This window comes from Actinomadura sp. NPDC048394 (assembly GCF_040651755.1).
Classification (GTDB): domain Bacteria; phylum Actinomycetota; class Actinomycetes; order Streptosporangiales; family Streptosporangiaceae; genus Spirillospora; species Spirillospora montaniterrae.
The window spans coordinates 48408-64526 of the sequence record NZ_JBEZJL010000046.1 but is presented as its reverse complement, the minus strand read 5'-3'; the positions used below and the strand labels follow the sequence as shown (position 1 = coordinate 64526).

General features: G+C 74.2%; 11 protein-coding genes. 3 read left to right on the top strand and 8 right to left on the bottom strand.

The window, feature by feature from the left end; all coding sequences use genetic code 11:
* Window positions 1-37: 37 nt before the first annotated feature.
* Entirely contained in the window at window positions 38-3325 is a 3288-nt protein-coding gene (gene lysX / locus AB0C78_RS30425) for a bifunctional lysylphosphatidylglycerol synthetase/lysine--tRNA ligase LysX (protein WP_360754417.1), read from the bottom strand.
* Window positions 3326-3522: 197 nt separating this feature from the next.
* Here lysX and AB0C78_RS30420 point away from each other — a divergent pair, with 197 nt between their 5' ends.
* The 3 genes from AB0C78_RS30420 to AB0C78_RS30410 are packed head-to-tail and all read left to right on the top strand — an operon-like array spanning window position 3523 to window position 8463.
* On the top strand, window positions 3523-5385 hold the full coding sequence (locus tag AB0C78_RS30420) for a protein kinase (protein WP_360754414.1): 1863 nt from the start codon (window positions 3523-3525) through the stop codon (window positions 5383-5385).
* Entirely contained in the window at window positions 5385-7061 is a 1677-nt protein-coding gene (locus tag AB0C78_RS30415) for a protein kinase (protein WP_360754412.1), read from the top strand. Before AB0C78_RS30420 ends, AB0C78_RS30415 begins: the two co-directional genes overlap by 1 nt.
* A 22-nt stretch (window positions 7062-7083) precedes the next feature.
* Entirely contained in the window at window positions 7084-8463 is a 1380-nt protein-coding gene (locus AB0C78_RS30410; RefSeq protein ID WP_360754409.1) for a protein kinase, read from the top strand.
* A 33-nt stretch (window positions 8464-8496) separates the two neighbouring features.
* Here the strand turns inward: AB0C78_RS30410 and AB0C78_RS30405 are convergent, their stop codons facing one another.
* From AB0C78_RS30405 to AB0C78_RS30375, 7 genes are all read right to left on the bottom strand, one after another.
* Window positions 8497-9708: a DUF6114 domain-containing protein gene (locus tag AB0C78_RS30405; RefSeq protein WP_360754407.1), complete on the bottom strand. Its 1212-nt coding sequence runs from the start codon at window positions 9706-9708 to the stop codon at window positions 8497-8499.
* Window positions 9709-9713: 5 nt separating this feature from the next.
* Window positions 9714-10316 (bottom strand): DUF6230 family protein, encoded by a 603-nt coding sequence (locus tag AB0C78_RS30400; RefSeq protein WP_360754405.1) that lies wholly within the window; start codon window positions 10314-10316, stop codon window positions 9714-9716.
* Window positions 10317-10674: 358 nt separating this feature from the next.
* Window positions 10675-11298 carry a response regulator gene (locus tag AB0C78_RS30395; protein ID WP_360754402.1) on the bottom strand — a complete coding sequence of 208 codons (624 nt, stop codon included), beginning with the start codon at window positions 11296-11298 and terminating at the stop codon, window positions 10675-10677.
* Between the two features lie 139 nt (window positions 11299-11437).
* On the bottom strand, window positions 11438-12103 hold the full coding sequence (locus tag AB0C78_RS30390) for a response regulator transcription factor (protein ID WP_151541099.1): 666 nt from the start codon (window positions 12101-12103) through the stop codon (window positions 11438-11440).
* Window positions 12100-13476, bottom strand: a complete 1377-nt coding sequence (locus AB0C78_RS30385) for a sensor histidine kinase (RefSeq protein WP_360754399.1) — start codon at window positions 13474-13476, stop codon at window positions 12100-12102. Before AB0C78_RS30385 ends, AB0C78_RS30390 begins: the two co-directional genes overlap by 4 nt.
* 148 nt (window positions 13477-13624) lie before the next feature.
* The gene (locus tag AB0C78_RS30380; RefSeq protein ID WP_360754396.1) at window positions 13625-14881 is read right to left on the bottom strand and encodes a hypothetical protein; all 1257 of its coding nucleotides are present in this window, start codon (window positions 14879-14881) and stop codon (window positions 13625-13627) included.
* Window positions 14881-16023 (bottom strand): alpha/beta hydrolase-fold protein, encoded by a 1143-nt coding sequence (locus tag AB0C78_RS30375; protein WP_360754393.1) that lies wholly within the window; start codon window positions 16021-16023, stop codon window positions 14881-14883. The genes AB0C78_RS30380 and AB0C78_RS30375 overlap by 1 nt, the downstream gene beginning before the upstream one ends.
* Window positions 16024-16119: the final 96 nt, after the last annotated feature.

Sequence of the window (16119 nt, the reverse complement as noted above, 5' to 3'; positions counted from 1 at the left end):
GCCGGCGGCCTCTAGAAGGCCGGTAGCCGGCAGAAGGTCAGTAGCCGGGCCGGACCAGCGGGAACGGGATCGTCTCGCGGATGCTGCGGCCGGTGAGGGTGATCAGCAGCCGGTCGATGCCCATGCCCATGCCGCCCGCCGGGGGCATCGCGTACTCCAGGGCGCGCAGGAAGTCCTCGTCCAGCTCCATCGCCTCGGGGTCGCCGCCGGCGGCCTGCAGGGACTGCTCGGTGAGCCGCTGCCGCTGCAGGATCGGGTCGATCAGCTCGGAGTAGGCGGTGCCGAGCTCCATGCCGAAGACGATCAGGTCCCACTTCTCCGCGAGCCGCGGGTCGTCGCGGTGCGGGCGGGTCAGCGGGGAGGTCTCGGCCGGGTAGTCGCGGACGAACGTCGGCACGGTGAGCTGCTCCTCGACCAGCGCCTCGAACAGCTCCTGGACGATCTTCCCCTGCCCCCAGGCCGGGTCGAAGTTCAGCCCGATCCGCTCGGCGTGCGCCTGCACCGCCGGCACCGGCGTGTCCGGCGTGACCTCCTCGCCGAGCGCCTTGGACAGCGACTCGTACACGGTGATCTCGTGCCACGGCTCGGCCAGGTCGTACTCGACGCCGTCGCGGACGACGACGGTGGTGCCGAGCGCGGCGTTCGCGGCGTCCACGACGAGGGAGCGGGTCAGCTCGGCCATCGTGTCGTAGTCGCCGTACGGCTCGTACGCCTCCAGCATCGTGAACTCGGGGTTGTGCTTCTGCGACACGCCCTCGTTGCGGAAGTTGCGGTTCAGCTCGAAGACCCGCCCGACGCCGCCGACGAGCAGCCGCTTGAGGTACAGCTCCGGGGCGATCCGCAGGTACAGCTGCATGTTGTAGGCGTTGATGCGGGTGGTGAACGGGCGGGCGGTCGCGCCGCCGTGGACGGGCTGCAGCATCGGCGTCTCGACCTCGAGGAACCCGCCGGCGCGGAGCCGGTCGCGGACGGCGGCGATCGCGTCGCCGCGCATCCGCAGCATCCGCCGCGCCTCGTCGTTGACGATGAAGTCGACGTAGCGCTGCCGGACGCGGGCCTCCGGGTCGGACAGGCCGGTCCGCTTGTTCGGCAGCGGCCGCAGGCACTTGGCGGTCAGCTGCCAGCAGGACGCGAGCACCGACAGCTCGCCGCGCCGGGACGTGACGACCTCGCCGCGGACGCCGACCTGGTCGCCGAGGTCGACCAGCGCCTTCCACTGCTTGAGCGACTCCGCGCCGAGCGCGTCGGCGGTCAGCATGACCTGCAGGTCGGCGGTCTCGTCCCGCAGCGTCACGAAGATCAGCCTGCCGTGCTCGCGGGCCAGCACGACGCGCCCGGCGACCGCGACCCGCTCGCCGGTGCGGGCGTCGGGGGCGAGGCCGGCGAACCGCTCGCGGATCCCGGCGGCGAAGTCGGCGCGGTCGAACCCGAGCGGGTACGGCTCCATCCCGGCGGCGCGGATCTGGTCGAGCTTGGCGTGCCGGACCCGCTCCTGCTCCGACAGCCGGCGGTGCGGGGCGCGGGCGGCGTCGGCGGCCTCCTCGATCCGGCGGATCTCCTCGACCAGGTCGGGGGACGGGACGATGGCGGCGGCACGGTCCAGTTTGGGGCGGTTCAGGTTCGGCAGGAACCCTTCGGCGCGGGCGTAGGCGAGCCCGAGCCGGATGATGTGCCGGCCCTGGGTGTAGCAGATGTAGCGGGGCCGCCAGTGCGGCAGGTACTTGGCGTTCGACAGGTACAGCGACTCCAGCTGCCAGAACTTCGACGCGAACGACAGGAACCGGTAGTAGATCCGCGAGACGGGCCCCGCGCCGATCTGGGAGCCGCGCTCGAACGCCGAGCGCAGCATCGCGAAGTTCAGCGACAGGTGCTGCGCGCCGACCGCGGCGGCCTTCTCGGCGAGCTTGGCGACCATGTACTCGTTGAGGCCGTTCTCCGCGGCCCGGTCGCGGCGCATCAGGTCGAGGGAGAGCCCGCTGCGGCCCCACGGGACGAAGCTGAGCAGGCCGCGCAGCTCCCCGTTCGCGTCGAACGCCTCGACCATCACGCAGCGGCCGTCGGTCGGGTCGCCGAGCCGGCCGAGCGCCATGGAGAAGCCGCGCTCGGTCTCCTCGCCGCGCCAGGCGTCGGCGCTGCGGATCAGCTTGGCCATCTCCCAGGCGGGGATCTGCGCGTGGCGGCGGATCCGGATCGTGTACCCGGCCCGCTCGACCCGCCGGACGGCCTGCCGGACCTGCCGCATCTCCCGGCCGTCCAGGTTGAACTCGGTGAGGTCGACGATCGCCTCGTCGCCGAGCTCCAGGGCGTCGAACCCGTGCCGCTTGTAGACGTGGGCGCCGCGCTCGCCGACGCTGACGGCGCCGGGGATCCAGGCGTGCTCGCGGCACTCCTCCAGCCACGCCTCGATCGCCTGGTCCCACGACTCGGGGTCGCCGAGCGGGTCGCCGCTGGCGAGGGAGACAGAACCCTCGACCCGGTAGGCGATGGCGGCCTTGCCGTTCGGCGCGACCATCACGTCCTTGTCGCGGCGCAGCGCGAAGTAGCCGAGGGAGTCCTGCTCGCCGTACTCGGCGAGCAGGCGGCGCGCCGCGAGCTCCTCGGGCGGGCTGAGGACGGGGTCGCGGCGGCCCGGCTTGAACAGCGCCCAGAACGTGGCGATCATCAGGCCGGTGCCGAGCACCCACAGGATCGCGTCGACCCAGAACGGCACGGACACGTCGATCGGCTTGCCGGTGACGCGCGGCCCGAGGACGGTCTGCAGGACCGCGTAGAACGGGTGCGTCCAGAAGCCGCCCTTGGGGTTCTTGTCGGTGAGGGTGACCAGGAACGTGCCGATCCCGCAGGTCACGACCAGCAGGCTGGTGAAGACGAGGGCGGCGAGCCGCCGGTTGGCGCGGTCGGGCAGCGTGGTGAACTGGCCGCGGGCGGAGACCAGCAGGGCGAGGACGGCCAGGTACACGCCGGCGGTGACGATCTGCCCGATGGAGGTGGGCTCGGACGGGTCGAACAGGGTCGTCAGGACGGTGCTGACGCCGACCGCGGCGGGCAGGCAGAAGATCAGCACGAGGATCCGCCAGGCGGCCTTCTTGCGCCGGCGGATGCCCATGGAGAGCAGGATCCAGAGCATGCCGATGGGCACGCTGGGGAACCAGCCGAGGTAGCCGATCCATCGCAGGGCCCAGATATCGGCTATCTCGAGGATGAGACCATAGGAGACCCAGGCAAGGAGCGAGAGGATCCCGGAGAGACGGGTGTACCAGAAGAAGATGGTCGGCGCGGCCTGCAGCAGGCGGCGCCATTCGCCCAGTAGGCCCTTCTCCGCCATGGTCCCCCCGTCGCCGTGCGTGGCCCTGTTGGTCGTACCGGGCTTATTCATACCGGGTGTCACACGCACCACGCTCCCGTCCGGGCCCGCCCGCCCGCTGGCGAACCTCGGCGCGGCGCCGGACGTCGTACGGGTGGGGGGATGTCGCTTGCAAGCTCGATCCAAGGTTGTCAGCAAAAGTCGATATGGTCGCGGATATGCCAAATGAGACCACCGGTGAGCGGTTGCTCGCCCGCCGCTACCGCCTGGTGACCCAGGTGGGCCGAGGCGGCATGGGGACGGTCTGGCAGGCACACGATGAGGTCCTCGGCAGAGACGTCGCGGTGAAGGAGGTCATCCTGCCGCACGGCCTCACCGACGAGGAACGCGCTGTCCACCATAAGCGTACGTTCCGTGAGGCGCGCACCGCGGCCCGGCTCGGACATCCCGGCGTCGTCACCGTGTACGACGTCGTGGAGGAGGACGGCCGGCCCTGGATCATCATGGAGCTGATCAAGGCCCGCTCGCTGGACCAGGTGATCAAGCAGGACGGGCCGCTGGAGCCGCGCCGCGCCGCGGAGATCGGCCGCCAGATGCTGGCCGCGCTGCACGCCGCGCACCAGGCCGGGGTGCTGCACCGCGACGTCAAGCCGAGCAACGTGCTGATCACCGGGACCGGCCGGATGGGCGAGCGCGCCGTGCTCACCGACTTCGGCATCGCCACCGCGTCCGGCGACGCGACCCTCACCCAGACGGGCCTGGTCATGGGCTCGCCCGCCTACATCGCTCCCGAGCGGGCCCGCGGCCGCACCGCGGGCCCCGCCTCCGACCTGTGGTCGCTGGGCGTCACCCTGTACGCGATGCTGCACGGCAAGTCGCCGTTCGAGCGCTCCGAGCCGATGGCCGCGCTGGTCGCGGTGATCTCCGACGAGCCGGACCCGCCGGAGAAGGGCGGCCGGCTGACCCCGGTGATCGAGGGACTGCTGCGCAAGAACCCCGACCAGCGGATGGAGGCGATCGAGGCCGGCGCGCTGCTGGACGACATCGTCCGGCAGGAGACCATCGACACGCAGCGGACGATGGCCGTCGAGTACCCGGTGGAGGAGGCGCCCGGCGGCGCCCCCGGCAGCACCATGCCCGACCCCTACCAGGAGCCGGAGCCCGATCCGGCGCCGGGCGCGACGCGGGCCGCGCCGTGGGTGGGCGGCCCGGGCGGCGCCGGCCGGGGCGGGAGCGGCCAGGGCGTGGCCGCGCCGCACGCCGAGTCCCCGGACGCGCGTCCCGACCAGCTGACCCGGTTCGACGTCCCGGCGGGCGCCACCGCGCGGGCCGACCCGAACCGGGTCGAGTCGTGGCCGGCGGGTCCCGAGACCCGGCCGGCCGAGAGCCCGCCGCCCGGCGGCCCGACGGCCCCGTCCGGGCGGCCCGCGCTGGCCTCCAACCGGAACGTGCTGATCGTCGCGGCGCTGGTGCTGCTCGTGATCGTGGTGATCGCCGGGATCGCGTGGGCGAGCTCCGGCGACGGCGGCAAGCCGAAGAAGAACGCCGGGGCGCCGCCCGCGACCGGGCACCCGTCCGCGTCCGCGACGTCGGCGAGCCCCTCGGCCTCGTCGAGCGCGGCGCCGCCCGCCGGCTTCCACCCCCACAAGGACGGCTCCGGCTACTCGGTCATGATCCCGGACGGCTGGAGCGGCCCCGAGCACAAGGGCACCAGCGACTACTTCTACGCCCCGGACCGGCGGACCTACGTGCAGATCGACCAGACCGACAGCCCCGGCAAGAGCGCCATCGGCGACTGGCGGCGGCAAGCGGCCCATGCGGGCTTCCCCGGCTACAAGAAGCTCACGATCGCGCCGACCGGCGACCACCCGCCAGTCCCCGACACCGGCAACGGCGACAGGTCGGCGGACTGGGAGTTCACCTTCGACGGCGACGGCGGCCGGATCCACATCCTGAACCGGGGGTTCGTCACGAACGGGCACGGCTACGCGATCCTGCTGCGCGCCCCCCAGGACGCCTGGGACAAGACGTTCGCCGAGTTGCAGCCGGTGTACCAGTACTTCAAGCCGGCGGAGGGGTGATGGTGGAAGACCGTCTGCTCGCGGGGCGCTACCGGCTGCTGTCGGTGGTGGGGCGCGGCGGCATGGGCACCGTCTGGCGGGCCCTCGACGAGACCCTCGACCGGGAGGTCGCGGTCAAGGAGGTGCTGCTGCCGTCCGGGCTGAGCGACGAGGAGCGCCACAACCGGCACCAGCGGACCCTGCGCGAGGCGCGCGCGTCGGCGCGGCTGAACCATCCGGGCGTCGTGACCGTACACGACGTCGTGGACGAGGACGACCGGCCGTGGATCGTCATGGAGCTGGTCCAGGCGCGCTCGCTCCAGGACGTCCTGGACGAGGACGGCCCGCTGCCGCCCGGGCGGGTCGCGGCGGTCGGCCGGCAGATCGTGGGGGCGCTGCGCGCCGCGCACGCGATCGGCATCCTGCACCGCGACGTCAAGCCCGCGAACGTGCTGGTCACGGAGGACGACCGTGCGGTGCTCACCGACTTCGGCATCGCGCAGATGGCGGGCGACGCGACGCTGACCGGCACCGGGCTGATCATGGGGTCGCCGGCGTACATGTCGCCGGAGCGGGTCAACGGCGACCGGGCGATCCCGGCGTCGGACCTGTGGGCGCTCGGCGCGACCCTGTACGCCGCGTGCGAGGGCAGGGCGCCGCACCACCGCAGCGACGCGATGGCGGTGCTGGCGGCGGTCATGACGCAGGAGGTGCCGCCGCCGAAGAACGCGGGGCCGCTGGAGCCGGTGCTGCTCGGGCTGCTGGAGCGCGACCCGGTCCGGCGGATGAGCGCGGAGGCCGCCGAGGAGGCGCTCACCGCGGTCGCGTCGGGGCACGCCCTGGACCAGGCCGCCGCGCAGCTCGCGTGGAGCCACGCCACGGTCGCCGACGGCGCGGGGGCGTCCGCCGGCCTCGGGACGGGGCCGACGCGGTCCGCGCCCATCCCGCCGCCCGTGCCGGACATGACGGCGCACTACCCGCCGGGGACGAACGGGCAGCAGCAGTGGGCGCCGATGCCGGGCGGCCCCGGCACGATGGGCGTCCAGCCGAAGCGCCGGTCGCCGGTGCTGCCGATCCTCGCCGGGTCGGTCGTCCTGGCCGCCGCGGTCGCGGCGGCCGTGCTGATCTTCTGGCCGCACGACGGCTCCGGTCCCAAGGCGGACGCGTCGAAGGGGCAGCCCGCCGCCGGGGGCACGAGCAACCCCGCGACGTCCTCGCCCGCGACGCAGCGGCCGACGCCGACGGCCCCCACCTGGCCCGCGAACCTCGTCCGGGCGACCGGCCCCGGCTACACGATCGGTGTGCCGCGCGGATGGCAGCGGTCGTCGACGAGCCGCGGCGTCGTGTGGACCGACCCCGTCACCCACGCCTACGTCCAGGTCGACAAGACCCAGTGGACCGGCGACCCGTTCGTGCACTGGCAGACCTGGAAGCAGCAGGCGATCAACGACGGCATGCTGAAGGACTTCCGGCAGGTCGGGGAGATCAGGCAGTCCAGCGTCGGAACCAACCGGGCCGCCGACATCGAGTTCACCTGGTCGCGCTCCGTCGGCATGACCCGCGCCCTCGACCGCGGCGTGATCGTGAACGGCCAGGCATATGCCGTCGTGGTGGCGCTACCCTCGTCCCAGTGGGACGCGAAAGAGCATCTCGTGAAGAATGTGCTCAGCACGTTCCTTCCCTCAGGGGCGGGATGATCACCGGGGGGACCAGGAAGAGATGGCACAGGCACGTCTGCTCGGCAACCGCTACCGGCTGGACTCGGTGGTCGGCCGCGGCGGGATGGGCACCGTGTGGCGCGCCTTCGACGTCATGCTCGACCGCGAGGTCGCGGTCAAGGAGGTCGTCCTCCCGCCGGGGCTGGACGACGCCGAGCGCGCCGTCCTGTACGAGCGGACGTTCCGCGAGGCGCGGGCGTCGGCGCGGCTGAACCATCCGGGCGTGGTGACCGTCCACGACGTGGTCGAGGAGTCCGACCGGCCGTGGATCGTGATGGAGCTGGTCCTCGCCCCGTCCCTGCAGGACCTGCTGGACCGGGGGCCGCTGGAGCACCGCCGGGTCGCCGAGATCGGGCTGCAGATGCTCGGCGCGCTGCGGCACGCGCACGAGAAGGGGATCCTGCACCGCGACGTCAAGCCGAGCAACGTGCTGATCACCGACTCGGGCCGGGTCGTGCTCACCGACTTCGGCATCGCGCAGGTGGAGGGCGACGCGACCCTCACCCAGACGGGCCTGGTCATGGGGTCGCCCGCGTACATCCCGCCGGAGCGCGCGCAGGGCGAGCGCGCGGTCCCGGCGTCCGACCTGTGGGCGCTCGGCGCGACGATGTACGCGGCGGTCGAGGGGCGCTCCCCGTACGAGCGTCCGGACGCGATGGCGTCGCTGCAGGCCGCGCTGTCCGAGCCGGTCCCGCCGGCGCGCAACGCGGGGCCGCTCGCCCGCGTCCTGGACGGGCTGCTGGCGCGCGAGCCGGTGAACCGGATGACGGCGTCGCAGGCGCAGCCGCTGCTGACGCAGGTCGCGACGGCGCCGCCGCCGCCCGTGACCGGCGCCGACGACACGGTGATGGACGGCCCGCCGCGCTACTACGGCGGCGACGACGCGTCCGAGACCGTGCTCGACCCCGAGGAGCTGGATCCGGTCACCCGCCGCGATCCGGGCCCGGGCCCGAACAGCGGGCGCGACCCCTACCCGTCGCAGCGCGGCCCGGAGCAGGAGGAGCGGACGCTCCTGGAGACCGAGTGGGCGCCGCCTCCGCAGCAGCGCCCGCCCACCCAGCACGGGCAGCCGCAGCACGCGCAGCCCCAGCACGCGCAGCCGCAGCACGCGCAGCCGCATGTGCCGCAGACGCCGCCGCCGTGGGAGCAGCCGCAGCATTTCGCGAACTGGCAGCAGCCGCCCCCGCCGCCCGTCCACGACGTCCGGCAGGCGGAGCGCCGCAAGACGATCCTGATCATCGTGGTCGCGGTGGTGCTGGTCGTGGCGGCGGTGCTGCTCGGCGCGTTCATCCTGCGCCGCAAGCTCCACGTCGACGCGCTCGGCTTCGCGGGGCCCGGCCACACGGCCACCATGGCCGTCGTGAGCCTGGTGCTGCCCTAGCGTCCGCCCCTCAGGCGCGCCCGCGGCGGCGCGTCAGGTCGTGATGCCGAGGCCGCTGATCTGCGCGCCGTTCGCCGTCACGGACGGCTGCTCGGACACCACGTCCGTCATCACCATGAACGGCAGGGTGAGCGGCGGCGGCTGCTCCGGGGTGAAGGTCAGCGGGATGCCGAGCAGCTTCGACGACATCTTCGTCGTGTACATGACGACGTCGCCGGTGAGGGTGAGGGAGCCGGTCTTGATCCGGTTGGTGACGCCGCCGTGCACGGCGGTCTGGTCGACGTCCTTCAGGACGGCCTTGGACATGCTGAACTTCAGCGCCTTGACGGTGCCGGACGCCGAGGGCAGCGACGCGACGCCGTCGTAGCTGAGGCCCGACATCGTCAGCGAGCTCGCCCGGAGCGTCCCGGCGTCGCTGTAGACGCGGGAGCCGGGCGCGGCGGCCTTGGCGGAGGCCTGCCCGCCGGCCTTCAGGCACGCGGACGGGTCCTTGGCGGACTGGATCTCCTGGAGCAGCTTGCGCGCCTGGTCCTGGGACAGCCCTGAGCTGCTCGCCGGGACGTCCGGGCACGACGGCGTGGCCGAGGGCGTGGCCGACGGTGTGGCCGACGGCGCGGGGGTCGCGCCGGCGGACGGCGTCGTGCTGGGGGAGGGGGTGGCGCTCGCGGTCGGCGCGGGCGCCTGCGCGGCCGTGGGGGCCGCGGACGTGCTCGCCGACGGGCTCGGGGACGGCGCCGCGCCCAGCAGGTGCAGGCCGAGGGCGCCGGGCAGCGCCAGCGGCAGCGCGAGGGCGGTGAACCGGCCGCCGCGCGGCGCCGCGTGCGCGCCGATCCCGTGCCCGCCGGTGCGGGGCCGCGCGGGCTCCGGCCCGTCCGGCCCGCCGGGGCCGCGGGGGCGCGCCGGCGACCAGGCGAAGCCGAGCGCCCCGCCGAGCACGCCGAGCAGCATCCCGACGAGGAAGCCGCCGAAGTTCGAGGTGAGGAACGACGCCAGCGACAGCAGCACGGCGAGGATGCCGAAGAAGCTGCGCTGCGCGGGCTGGAACCACATCAGCGCGCCGGCGGCGACCAGCAGCGCGCCGATCAGCCAGCTCGCCACTCCGGCGATGCCCTGGTGCACGACCAGCGGCATCGGGGCGAGGGGGATCGCGATGAGCTCCGCACCGCCGAGGACGGCGAACGCGCCGCCCCAGAAGGGGCGCGTCCGCCGCCAGCGGCGGAACCCGTGGGGTGTCGTGTCCGTCATGGCCTTTAGAAGCACTCCTTGCCGAGCTTCATGCTGAGGTCGCTCAGCTTGAAGGTGCCGGCGGTGGTCGCCCACGCGACCTGCTTGACGCCGGTCAGCTTGATCGAGTCGGCCTGCTGGCCGAACATCCCGGCGGCGCCCTTCGCGCCGTTCGGGCCCTTGTCGAGGGTGCTGGCGTCGCGGCCGATCTCGATGTTGGAGAACTCGGCGTTCGCGTTCAGCTGCTCGACGTCCAGGACGAGGTCGGACGCCTGGACGGGGGTGCCCTTGTCGCCCGCGGTGAGCCGCAGCGTGAACGGCCCGACCTTGACCGACTGGCACATGTTGGTGATCGTCGCGTTCTTGATCCCGGAGACCTGCACCGGGTGCTTCGTGCCGTCCTTGCTGGCGTCGACGTCGCCGTACTGGACGAAGCCCGTCCCGTTGAGCGAGTCGGCGCTGACCTTGAAGCTGCTGCCGGAGACGGCGAACGAGGAGGCGATGGCGCCCTGCGCGGTCATGAAGACCAGGGCGCCGGCGCCGACCGCGGCGGGGGCGGCGATGGCGGCGAAACGCTTCCAGCGGACGCGGCCGAGGCGGGCGTCGGCGGGCTCGGCGGAGTCGGTCATGGGGGCTCCTGGGGGTCGGGGGTCCGGGCGGGGGCGCCCGGTGATGCGGGTCACGTGCGTGACGGTGAGTGCAAGTTACCCTCAAGTACTTACTTGCGGCAAACCGGTACAGAGAACTCGAAGGTAAAGAAACCGGGCCGGTGACCTGCGGAATCGATCACAGTGGACGCTGGCATCGCCGTCTGGGGACAGGCCGAAACCCACTACTGTAAGTAACTACTGACGGGCGTCCGGAAGCCCGTCAGGGAAAGGGTTCGCGAGGCCTCGGGCGCAGCGGGTTCAGGCCCCCGGCCGAGTCAGGTCACGGCGGGGTCAGGGCGCTGCGGGTCAGGTTCCGGCGGGGTCAGGGCGCTGCGGGTCAGGTTCCGGCGGAGAACGCGTCGAGGGCGAGCCGCAGGTCGGCGACGAGCGCCTCCAGCTCGTCGGCCGGCTCCCCGGACCGCATCCGGGCCAGCGCGTCCTCGACCCGGGACAGCCGCTCGTCCAGCGCGGGCAGCAGCCCGCCGCAGCTCGCCGCGTCCGGCGCCTCGCCCGGCCCGGCGCCGTTCTCGGCGAGGGTGCGGCGCAGCAGCGCCGCCTGCCGCCGCAGCTCCAGGTTGCTGCGGTGCAGGTCCACGAAGACCGACACCTTCGCGCGCAGCAGCCACGGGTCGAACGGCTTGGTCAGGAAGTCCACCGCGCCCGCCGCGTAGCCGCGGTACGCCTGCTCGCTCTCCCCGCCCGCCGCGGTCAGGAAGATGATCGGGATGTCCCGGGTGCGCGGCCGGGCCTTGATGTGCTGGGCGGTCTCGAAACCGTCCATCCCCGGCATCACGACGTCCAGCAGGATCAGCGCGAAGTCGTCGCTCAGCAGCTCCTTGAGGGCCGCCTGCCCGGACGAGGCGGGCACCACCTCGACCGGTAGCGCGTCGAGCACCGCCGCGAGGGCGGTGAGGTTCTCCTCGCGGTCGTCGACGGCGAGGATCCTCGTGTCGTGCGGCACCGGACTCCTTCGCTTCGGTGACAGCCTGTGCGTTCCACCTTGTCATGTCACCACGGACGGGAACAGTGAATCGCGACAGAGTGTGAATTTCCAGGGCAGGGGGCTCCCCGGGGGGACGCCGGGCGCCCGCCCGTCCTTTCTAGGGCAGCCAGCCCGGCTTGACCAGTCCCGACTCGTAGGCGAACACCACGAGCTGCGCCCGGTCCCGCGCGCCGAGCTTCACCATCGTCCGGCTGACGTGCGTCTTCGCCGTCGCCGGGCTCACCACGAGGCGGGCCGCGATCTCCTCGTTCGACAACCCCTCGCCGACCAGCGCCATCACCTCGCGCTCCCGGTCGGTCAGCGCGTTCAGCCGCGGCGACGGGGCCGGCTCCTTCGCCCGCGCCGCGAACTCGGCGATCAGCCGCCGCGTCACTCCCGGTGACAGCAGCGCGTCCCCCGCCGCGACCGCCCGCACGGCGTGGATCAGCTCGACCGGCTCGGTGTCCTTGACCAGGAACCCGCTCGCCCCGCCGCGCAGCGCCTCGAACACGTACTCGTCCAGCTCGAACGTGGTCAAGATCACGATCTTGACGTCGCCGAGCCGCTCGTCGGAGGCGATCCGGCGGGTCGCGGCGAGCCCGTCCAGGCCCGGCATCCGGATGTCCATCAGGATCACGTCCGGGCGCAGCCGGCGCGCCTGCGCCACGGCCTCCTCGCCGTCGCTCGCCTCGCCGGCCACCTCGATGTCGTCCTGGGCGTCGAGCAGCGCCCGGAACCCGGCCCGGACCAGCACCTGGTCGTCGGCGAGCAGCACCTTGATCATTGACCGCCCCTCTCCGCGGGAGTCCCCTCGCCGGCGCCGCCGCCGGAGCCGTCCGCCGCGTCGTCGGCTCCTTCGTCCCCGGGCTCGGCGTCGCCGGTGAGCGGCAGCGTCGCCCGGACGGCGAAGCCGCCGCCCGGCCGCGGGCCCGCGTCGAACGTCCCGCCGAGCGCGGCGGCCCGCTCCCGCATGCCGCGGATGCCGCTGCCGCCCGGATGGTCGTCGAGCAGGGACACGCCCCGGCCGTCGTCCTCGACCCGCACCTCGATCTCCCGCTCACGGTAGGCGATGCGGACCCGGGCCGTCACCGGGCCCGGCCCGGCGTGCCGGGTCACGTTGGTCAGCGACTCCTGGACGATCCGGAACGCGGCGAGGTCGGCGCCCGCGGGCAGCGGCCGCCGCTCCCCGGTGGTCTCGGCGTCCACCGCGAGCCCGGCGGAGCGGGCGCGGGCGAGCAGGTCGTCCAGCCGGCCGAGCCCGGCGGTGGGGGAGCGCGGCGCGGTCTCGCCCTGCGCCCGCAGCGCCCCGATCACCGACCGCATCTCGGTCAGCGCCTCCTTGCTCGCCTCCTTGATCGCGGCGAGCGCGGTGCGGGCCTGCTCGGGGTCGCCGTCCATCAGGTGCAGCGCGACGCCCGCCTGCACGTTGATCATCGAGATGTTGTGCGCCAGCACGTCGTGCAGCTCGCGCGCCATCCGCAGCCGCTCCTCGCTGGCCTGCCGGCGCTCCTCCTCGGCCCGGGTGCGGGCCCGCTCGGCGGCCCGCTGCCCCGTCATCCGGACGAGCTCGGCGGTGACCAGCACCGCGAGGGACCAGCCGACGACCACGCTGACGCCGCCGACGCTCGGCTCCTCCACCGGGAACGCCCGGCCGGACGCGCCGCGCTCCCCGAACGGCAGGCCGATCAGCGCGGTGATCCCGAAGTACACCGCGACCGACACCGCCGTCCCGGCCCAGGTCACGAGCCGGTGGCCGGCGACGATCGCGCCCAGCATCGCGACGCCGACGGCCGCGAACGCCGGCCCGTACGGGTAGGCGCGCAGGAAGTACAGCCCGGTGAGCAGGCCCGTCGCCGCGAGCGTCGGCACCGGGTACCGGCGGCGCAGCAGCAGCAGCGCCGGGCCCGCGACGACGATCGCGAAGCCGAGCGCGTCCAGGTGCGTGGTGCCGTAGCCGGAGGAGCCGTCGCCCCAGCCGGGCCCGTGCCCCCAGCCGTCGCCGCGGTTCCACGGCCGGTCCCGGGTCGCGCCGTGCTGCGCCGCCATCGTCCCGAAGAACTCGACGAACAGCACGAGCAGCGGGACGACCCAGACGGGCCACGAGGACGGCCGCGGCCAGTGCGGCCGGACCGCCCCCGGCGGCGGCGAAGTGCTCATTCCTGCACGTTAGCCACCCGCGCGCGGCGGCACGTCGGCCGGGAGGAGGCAGCGCGCCTACTCCCCGGGAGGTAGCGCCCGCTGGCAGAGGCGGCGCCCGCGGGCCCAGAGGCAGCGCTCGCGGGCGCCCAGAAGCGGCGCCCGCCGGTCATTCGCCTCGCAGGCGGGCGCTGAGCCACTCCAGGACGGCCGGCAGCCGGTCGCGCCACTGCCTCAGCGTCGCCGGGGCGCCGGGCACCGGCATCGTGTCCACGCGCATCGGCGGTTTCGCGAGCGCCGCGAACCGCCCGGCCGCCTCCGCGTCGGGCCCCGTCGCCGGGGCGGCGGCCAGCACCGAGACGGGCGGCGGCGGGAGGTGCTGGAGCCGCCACGTCAGGTCCTGCTCCAGCCGGTAGGCCTCGCTGCCGCCGTACGGGTCGTCCGGCCGCGGCTTGGGCGCGGGGCCCGTCCGGCCGTGCGGCGCCTTCCCCGTCCCGGCCTTGAGCTTCACGACCGTCCGGGCGTCGGCGGGGGAGCCGCCGGCGGGCTGCCCGAACCGGCCGTTCAGAGCCGCGGCGGCGGTGAACCGGTCGGAGTGCAGCATCGCCAGCCTCGCGGCGCACTGCCCGCCTGTGCCGATGCCGGTGACGCCCCAGCCCGCGCGCGCCTCCGGCAGCCGGTACGTGCCGGCCAGCGCGAGCGGCAGGTCCTGCGCGAGGAACGTCTCGGCCTGCCCGCCCGCGACGCCCGGCAGGTCCAGGCACCCGGCCGGGCGGACGCCGCGCGCCGCCGGACCGGGCGCGAACCGGCGCACCGCACCGACCGCCGCGTAGATCATCGGCTGGGCGCGGCCCGCCCGGACCGCGGCGACGGCCGCGTCGGCCAGCCGCGCCTGCCGCAGCCACACCGTCCCGGTGCCGGACCCGTCGCCGGCGATGGAGACCACGACCGGGAGCCGCCGGTTCGCGTACCGGGGCTGGAAGTACTGCGGCGGGAGGTACACGTACGCCTGCGCGCCGAGGCCGCTGCGCGCGCCCTCGACGTCCAGCCGGTCGACCCGCCCGTCCTCGGCCGGGTCGCGCTGGTGCCCGCGCCGCTTCGGGCCGAGCTCCGTCGTCACCCGGTGCGCGAGCCCCGCCGGGGCCGACTCCGCGCCGCGGCTCGGCTGCACCTGCTTCACCGTCGCGTTCGTGGTGGTGCCGCCGAGCAGGTCGTCCCAGGTCGCGTAGAACACGAAGTACCGGTTGACCAGCAGCACGACCGACGCGGTCAGCAGCGCCTGCGAGCCGAGCAGCAGCCCCGTCCGGGCCGCCACCGGGCGGGCGCCGCGCCCGGCGAACCGCGGCCACAGCACCACCGCGGCGACGACGCAGGCGCCGGCGGGCACGCACACCAGGGCGAGGAACGCCGCACTGACCGGCTCCATCATTCCCCCTTCAGGTGCGCGCTCAGCCACGCGATCGACGGCGGGATGTACCTGCGGAAGGTCTTGAAGTTGTGGCCGCCCGTCGGCAGCAGCAGCTTGTCGACGACCAGCGGCGGCCGCGCCGCCTTCATGAACCGCTGCGCCGACGGGAACGTCTTCTCGCCGACGTCCGCGGACGCCACCAGCACCGACACCGGCGGCTGCGGCAGGTTCCGCAGCCGCCAGACGAGGTCGTTGCCGCGCCGGATCGCCTTGCTGCCGCCGTACAGCTCGCGGGTGGTGCGGTCGAGCAGCGCGTCGAAGTGCCCGGCCATGCTCGCGGCGGCGGAGAACCGGTCGGAGTGCAGCAGCAGGAGCTTGGCCGCGCAGAACCCGCCGGTCGAGTAGCCGGCGAGGCCCCAGCCGGTGCGGGCCCGCGCCGTCCGGTACGCGCCGGAGACCGCCTCCGGGACGTCCTGCGCGAAGAACGTCTCGACCTGCGGGCCGCCGGGCACGTCGGCGCACTCGGTGTCCCAGCCCTCCTCGACGGTCGGCCGCATCATCACGTAGATCATCGGCTGGATCCGGCCGGCGGCGAGCGCCTTCGCGGCGTCCTCGGGGATGTGGCCCTTGTCGATCCACACCATCCGGTCGGCGGCCGGGTACCCGGCGATGAGCAGGACGACGGGGAAGCGGCGCGCCGCGTAGGCGGGCTGGAAGTACTGCGGCGGGAGGTAGACGTAGGCCTCGGCGGAGATCCCGGTGCGGATGCCGCGGATGTCGAGATGCTCGACCTGCCCGTCCCGCGCCGCCGCGTGCTTGCCCTTCCCGCCCGGGTCGAGGTCGGCCCGCACCTTCCGGACGGCCTGGCTCGCGGCCACGGCCCCGGTGCCCGCGGGCGGCGGATGCGGCATCTCCGTCGACGCGCCGCCCGCGGCGCTCAGCAGGTCGCGCCACGAGCCGTAGAACAGGTAGTAGGTGTTCACCGACGCCAGCAGCGTCAGCAGGACGGCGACCTGGCAGCCGAGCAGCAGCGCCGCGCGGCTCGCGACGGCGCGGACGCCGCCGCCCGCGGCGCGCGGCCACAGCCACACCGTCGCTCCCAGGCACGCCGCCGTGAGCAGCGACAGCACGGCGAGCAGGCCCGAACTCGTCAGCCCCACAACCAGCCCCCTCCGGTTCCGCGCCCGGGGGTGCGGGCGCGCAGCGGGTCGCTCTGCCGACGTACGGCGGAGCTCCGGTCGAAGTTCAGCGCACGG

What these genes read in the sequence shown, in the direction of transcription:
- AB0C78_RS30410 (WP_360754409.1), top strand. Translation starts at nt 7,084, where the DNA reads ATGGCACAGGCACGTCTGCTCGGCAACCGCTACCGGCTGGACTCGGTG.
- AB0C78_RS30380 (WP_360754396.1), bottom strand. Translation starts at nt 14,881, where the DNA reads ATGGAGCCGGTCAGTGCGGCGTTCCTCGCCCTGGTGTGCGTGCCCGCC.
- AB0C78_RS30390 (WP_151541099.1), bottom strand. Translation starts at nt 12,103, where the DNA reads ATGATCAAGGTGCTGCTCGCCGACGACCAGGTGCTGGTCCGGGCCGGG.
- AB0C78_RS30420 (WP_360754414.1), top strand. Translation starts at nt 3,523, where the DNA reads ATGCCAAATGAGACCACCGGTGAGCGGTTGCTCGCCCGCCGCTACCGC.
- AB0C78_RS30405 (WP_360754407.1), bottom strand. Translation starts at nt 9,708, where the DNA reads ATGACGGACACGACACCCCACGGGTTCCGCCGCTGGCGGCGGACGCGC.
- AB0C78_RS30385 (WP_360754399.1), bottom strand. Translation starts at nt 13,476, where the DNA reads ATGAGCACTTCGCCGCCGCCGGGGGCGGTCCGGCCGCACTGGCCGCGG.
- AB0C78_RS30415 (WP_360754412.1), top strand. Translation starts at nt 5,385, where the DNA reads ATGGTGGAAGACCGTCTGCTCGCGGGGCGCTACCGGCTGCTGTCGGTG.
- lysX (WP_360754417.1), bottom strand. Translation starts at nt 3,325, where the DNA reads ATGGCGGAGAAGGGCCTACTGGGCGAATGGCGCCGCCTGCTGCAGGCC.
- AB0C78_RS30400 (WP_360754405.1), bottom strand. Translation starts at nt 10,316, where the DNA reads ATGACCGACTCCGCCGAGCCCGCCGACGCCCGCCTCGGCCGCGTCCGC.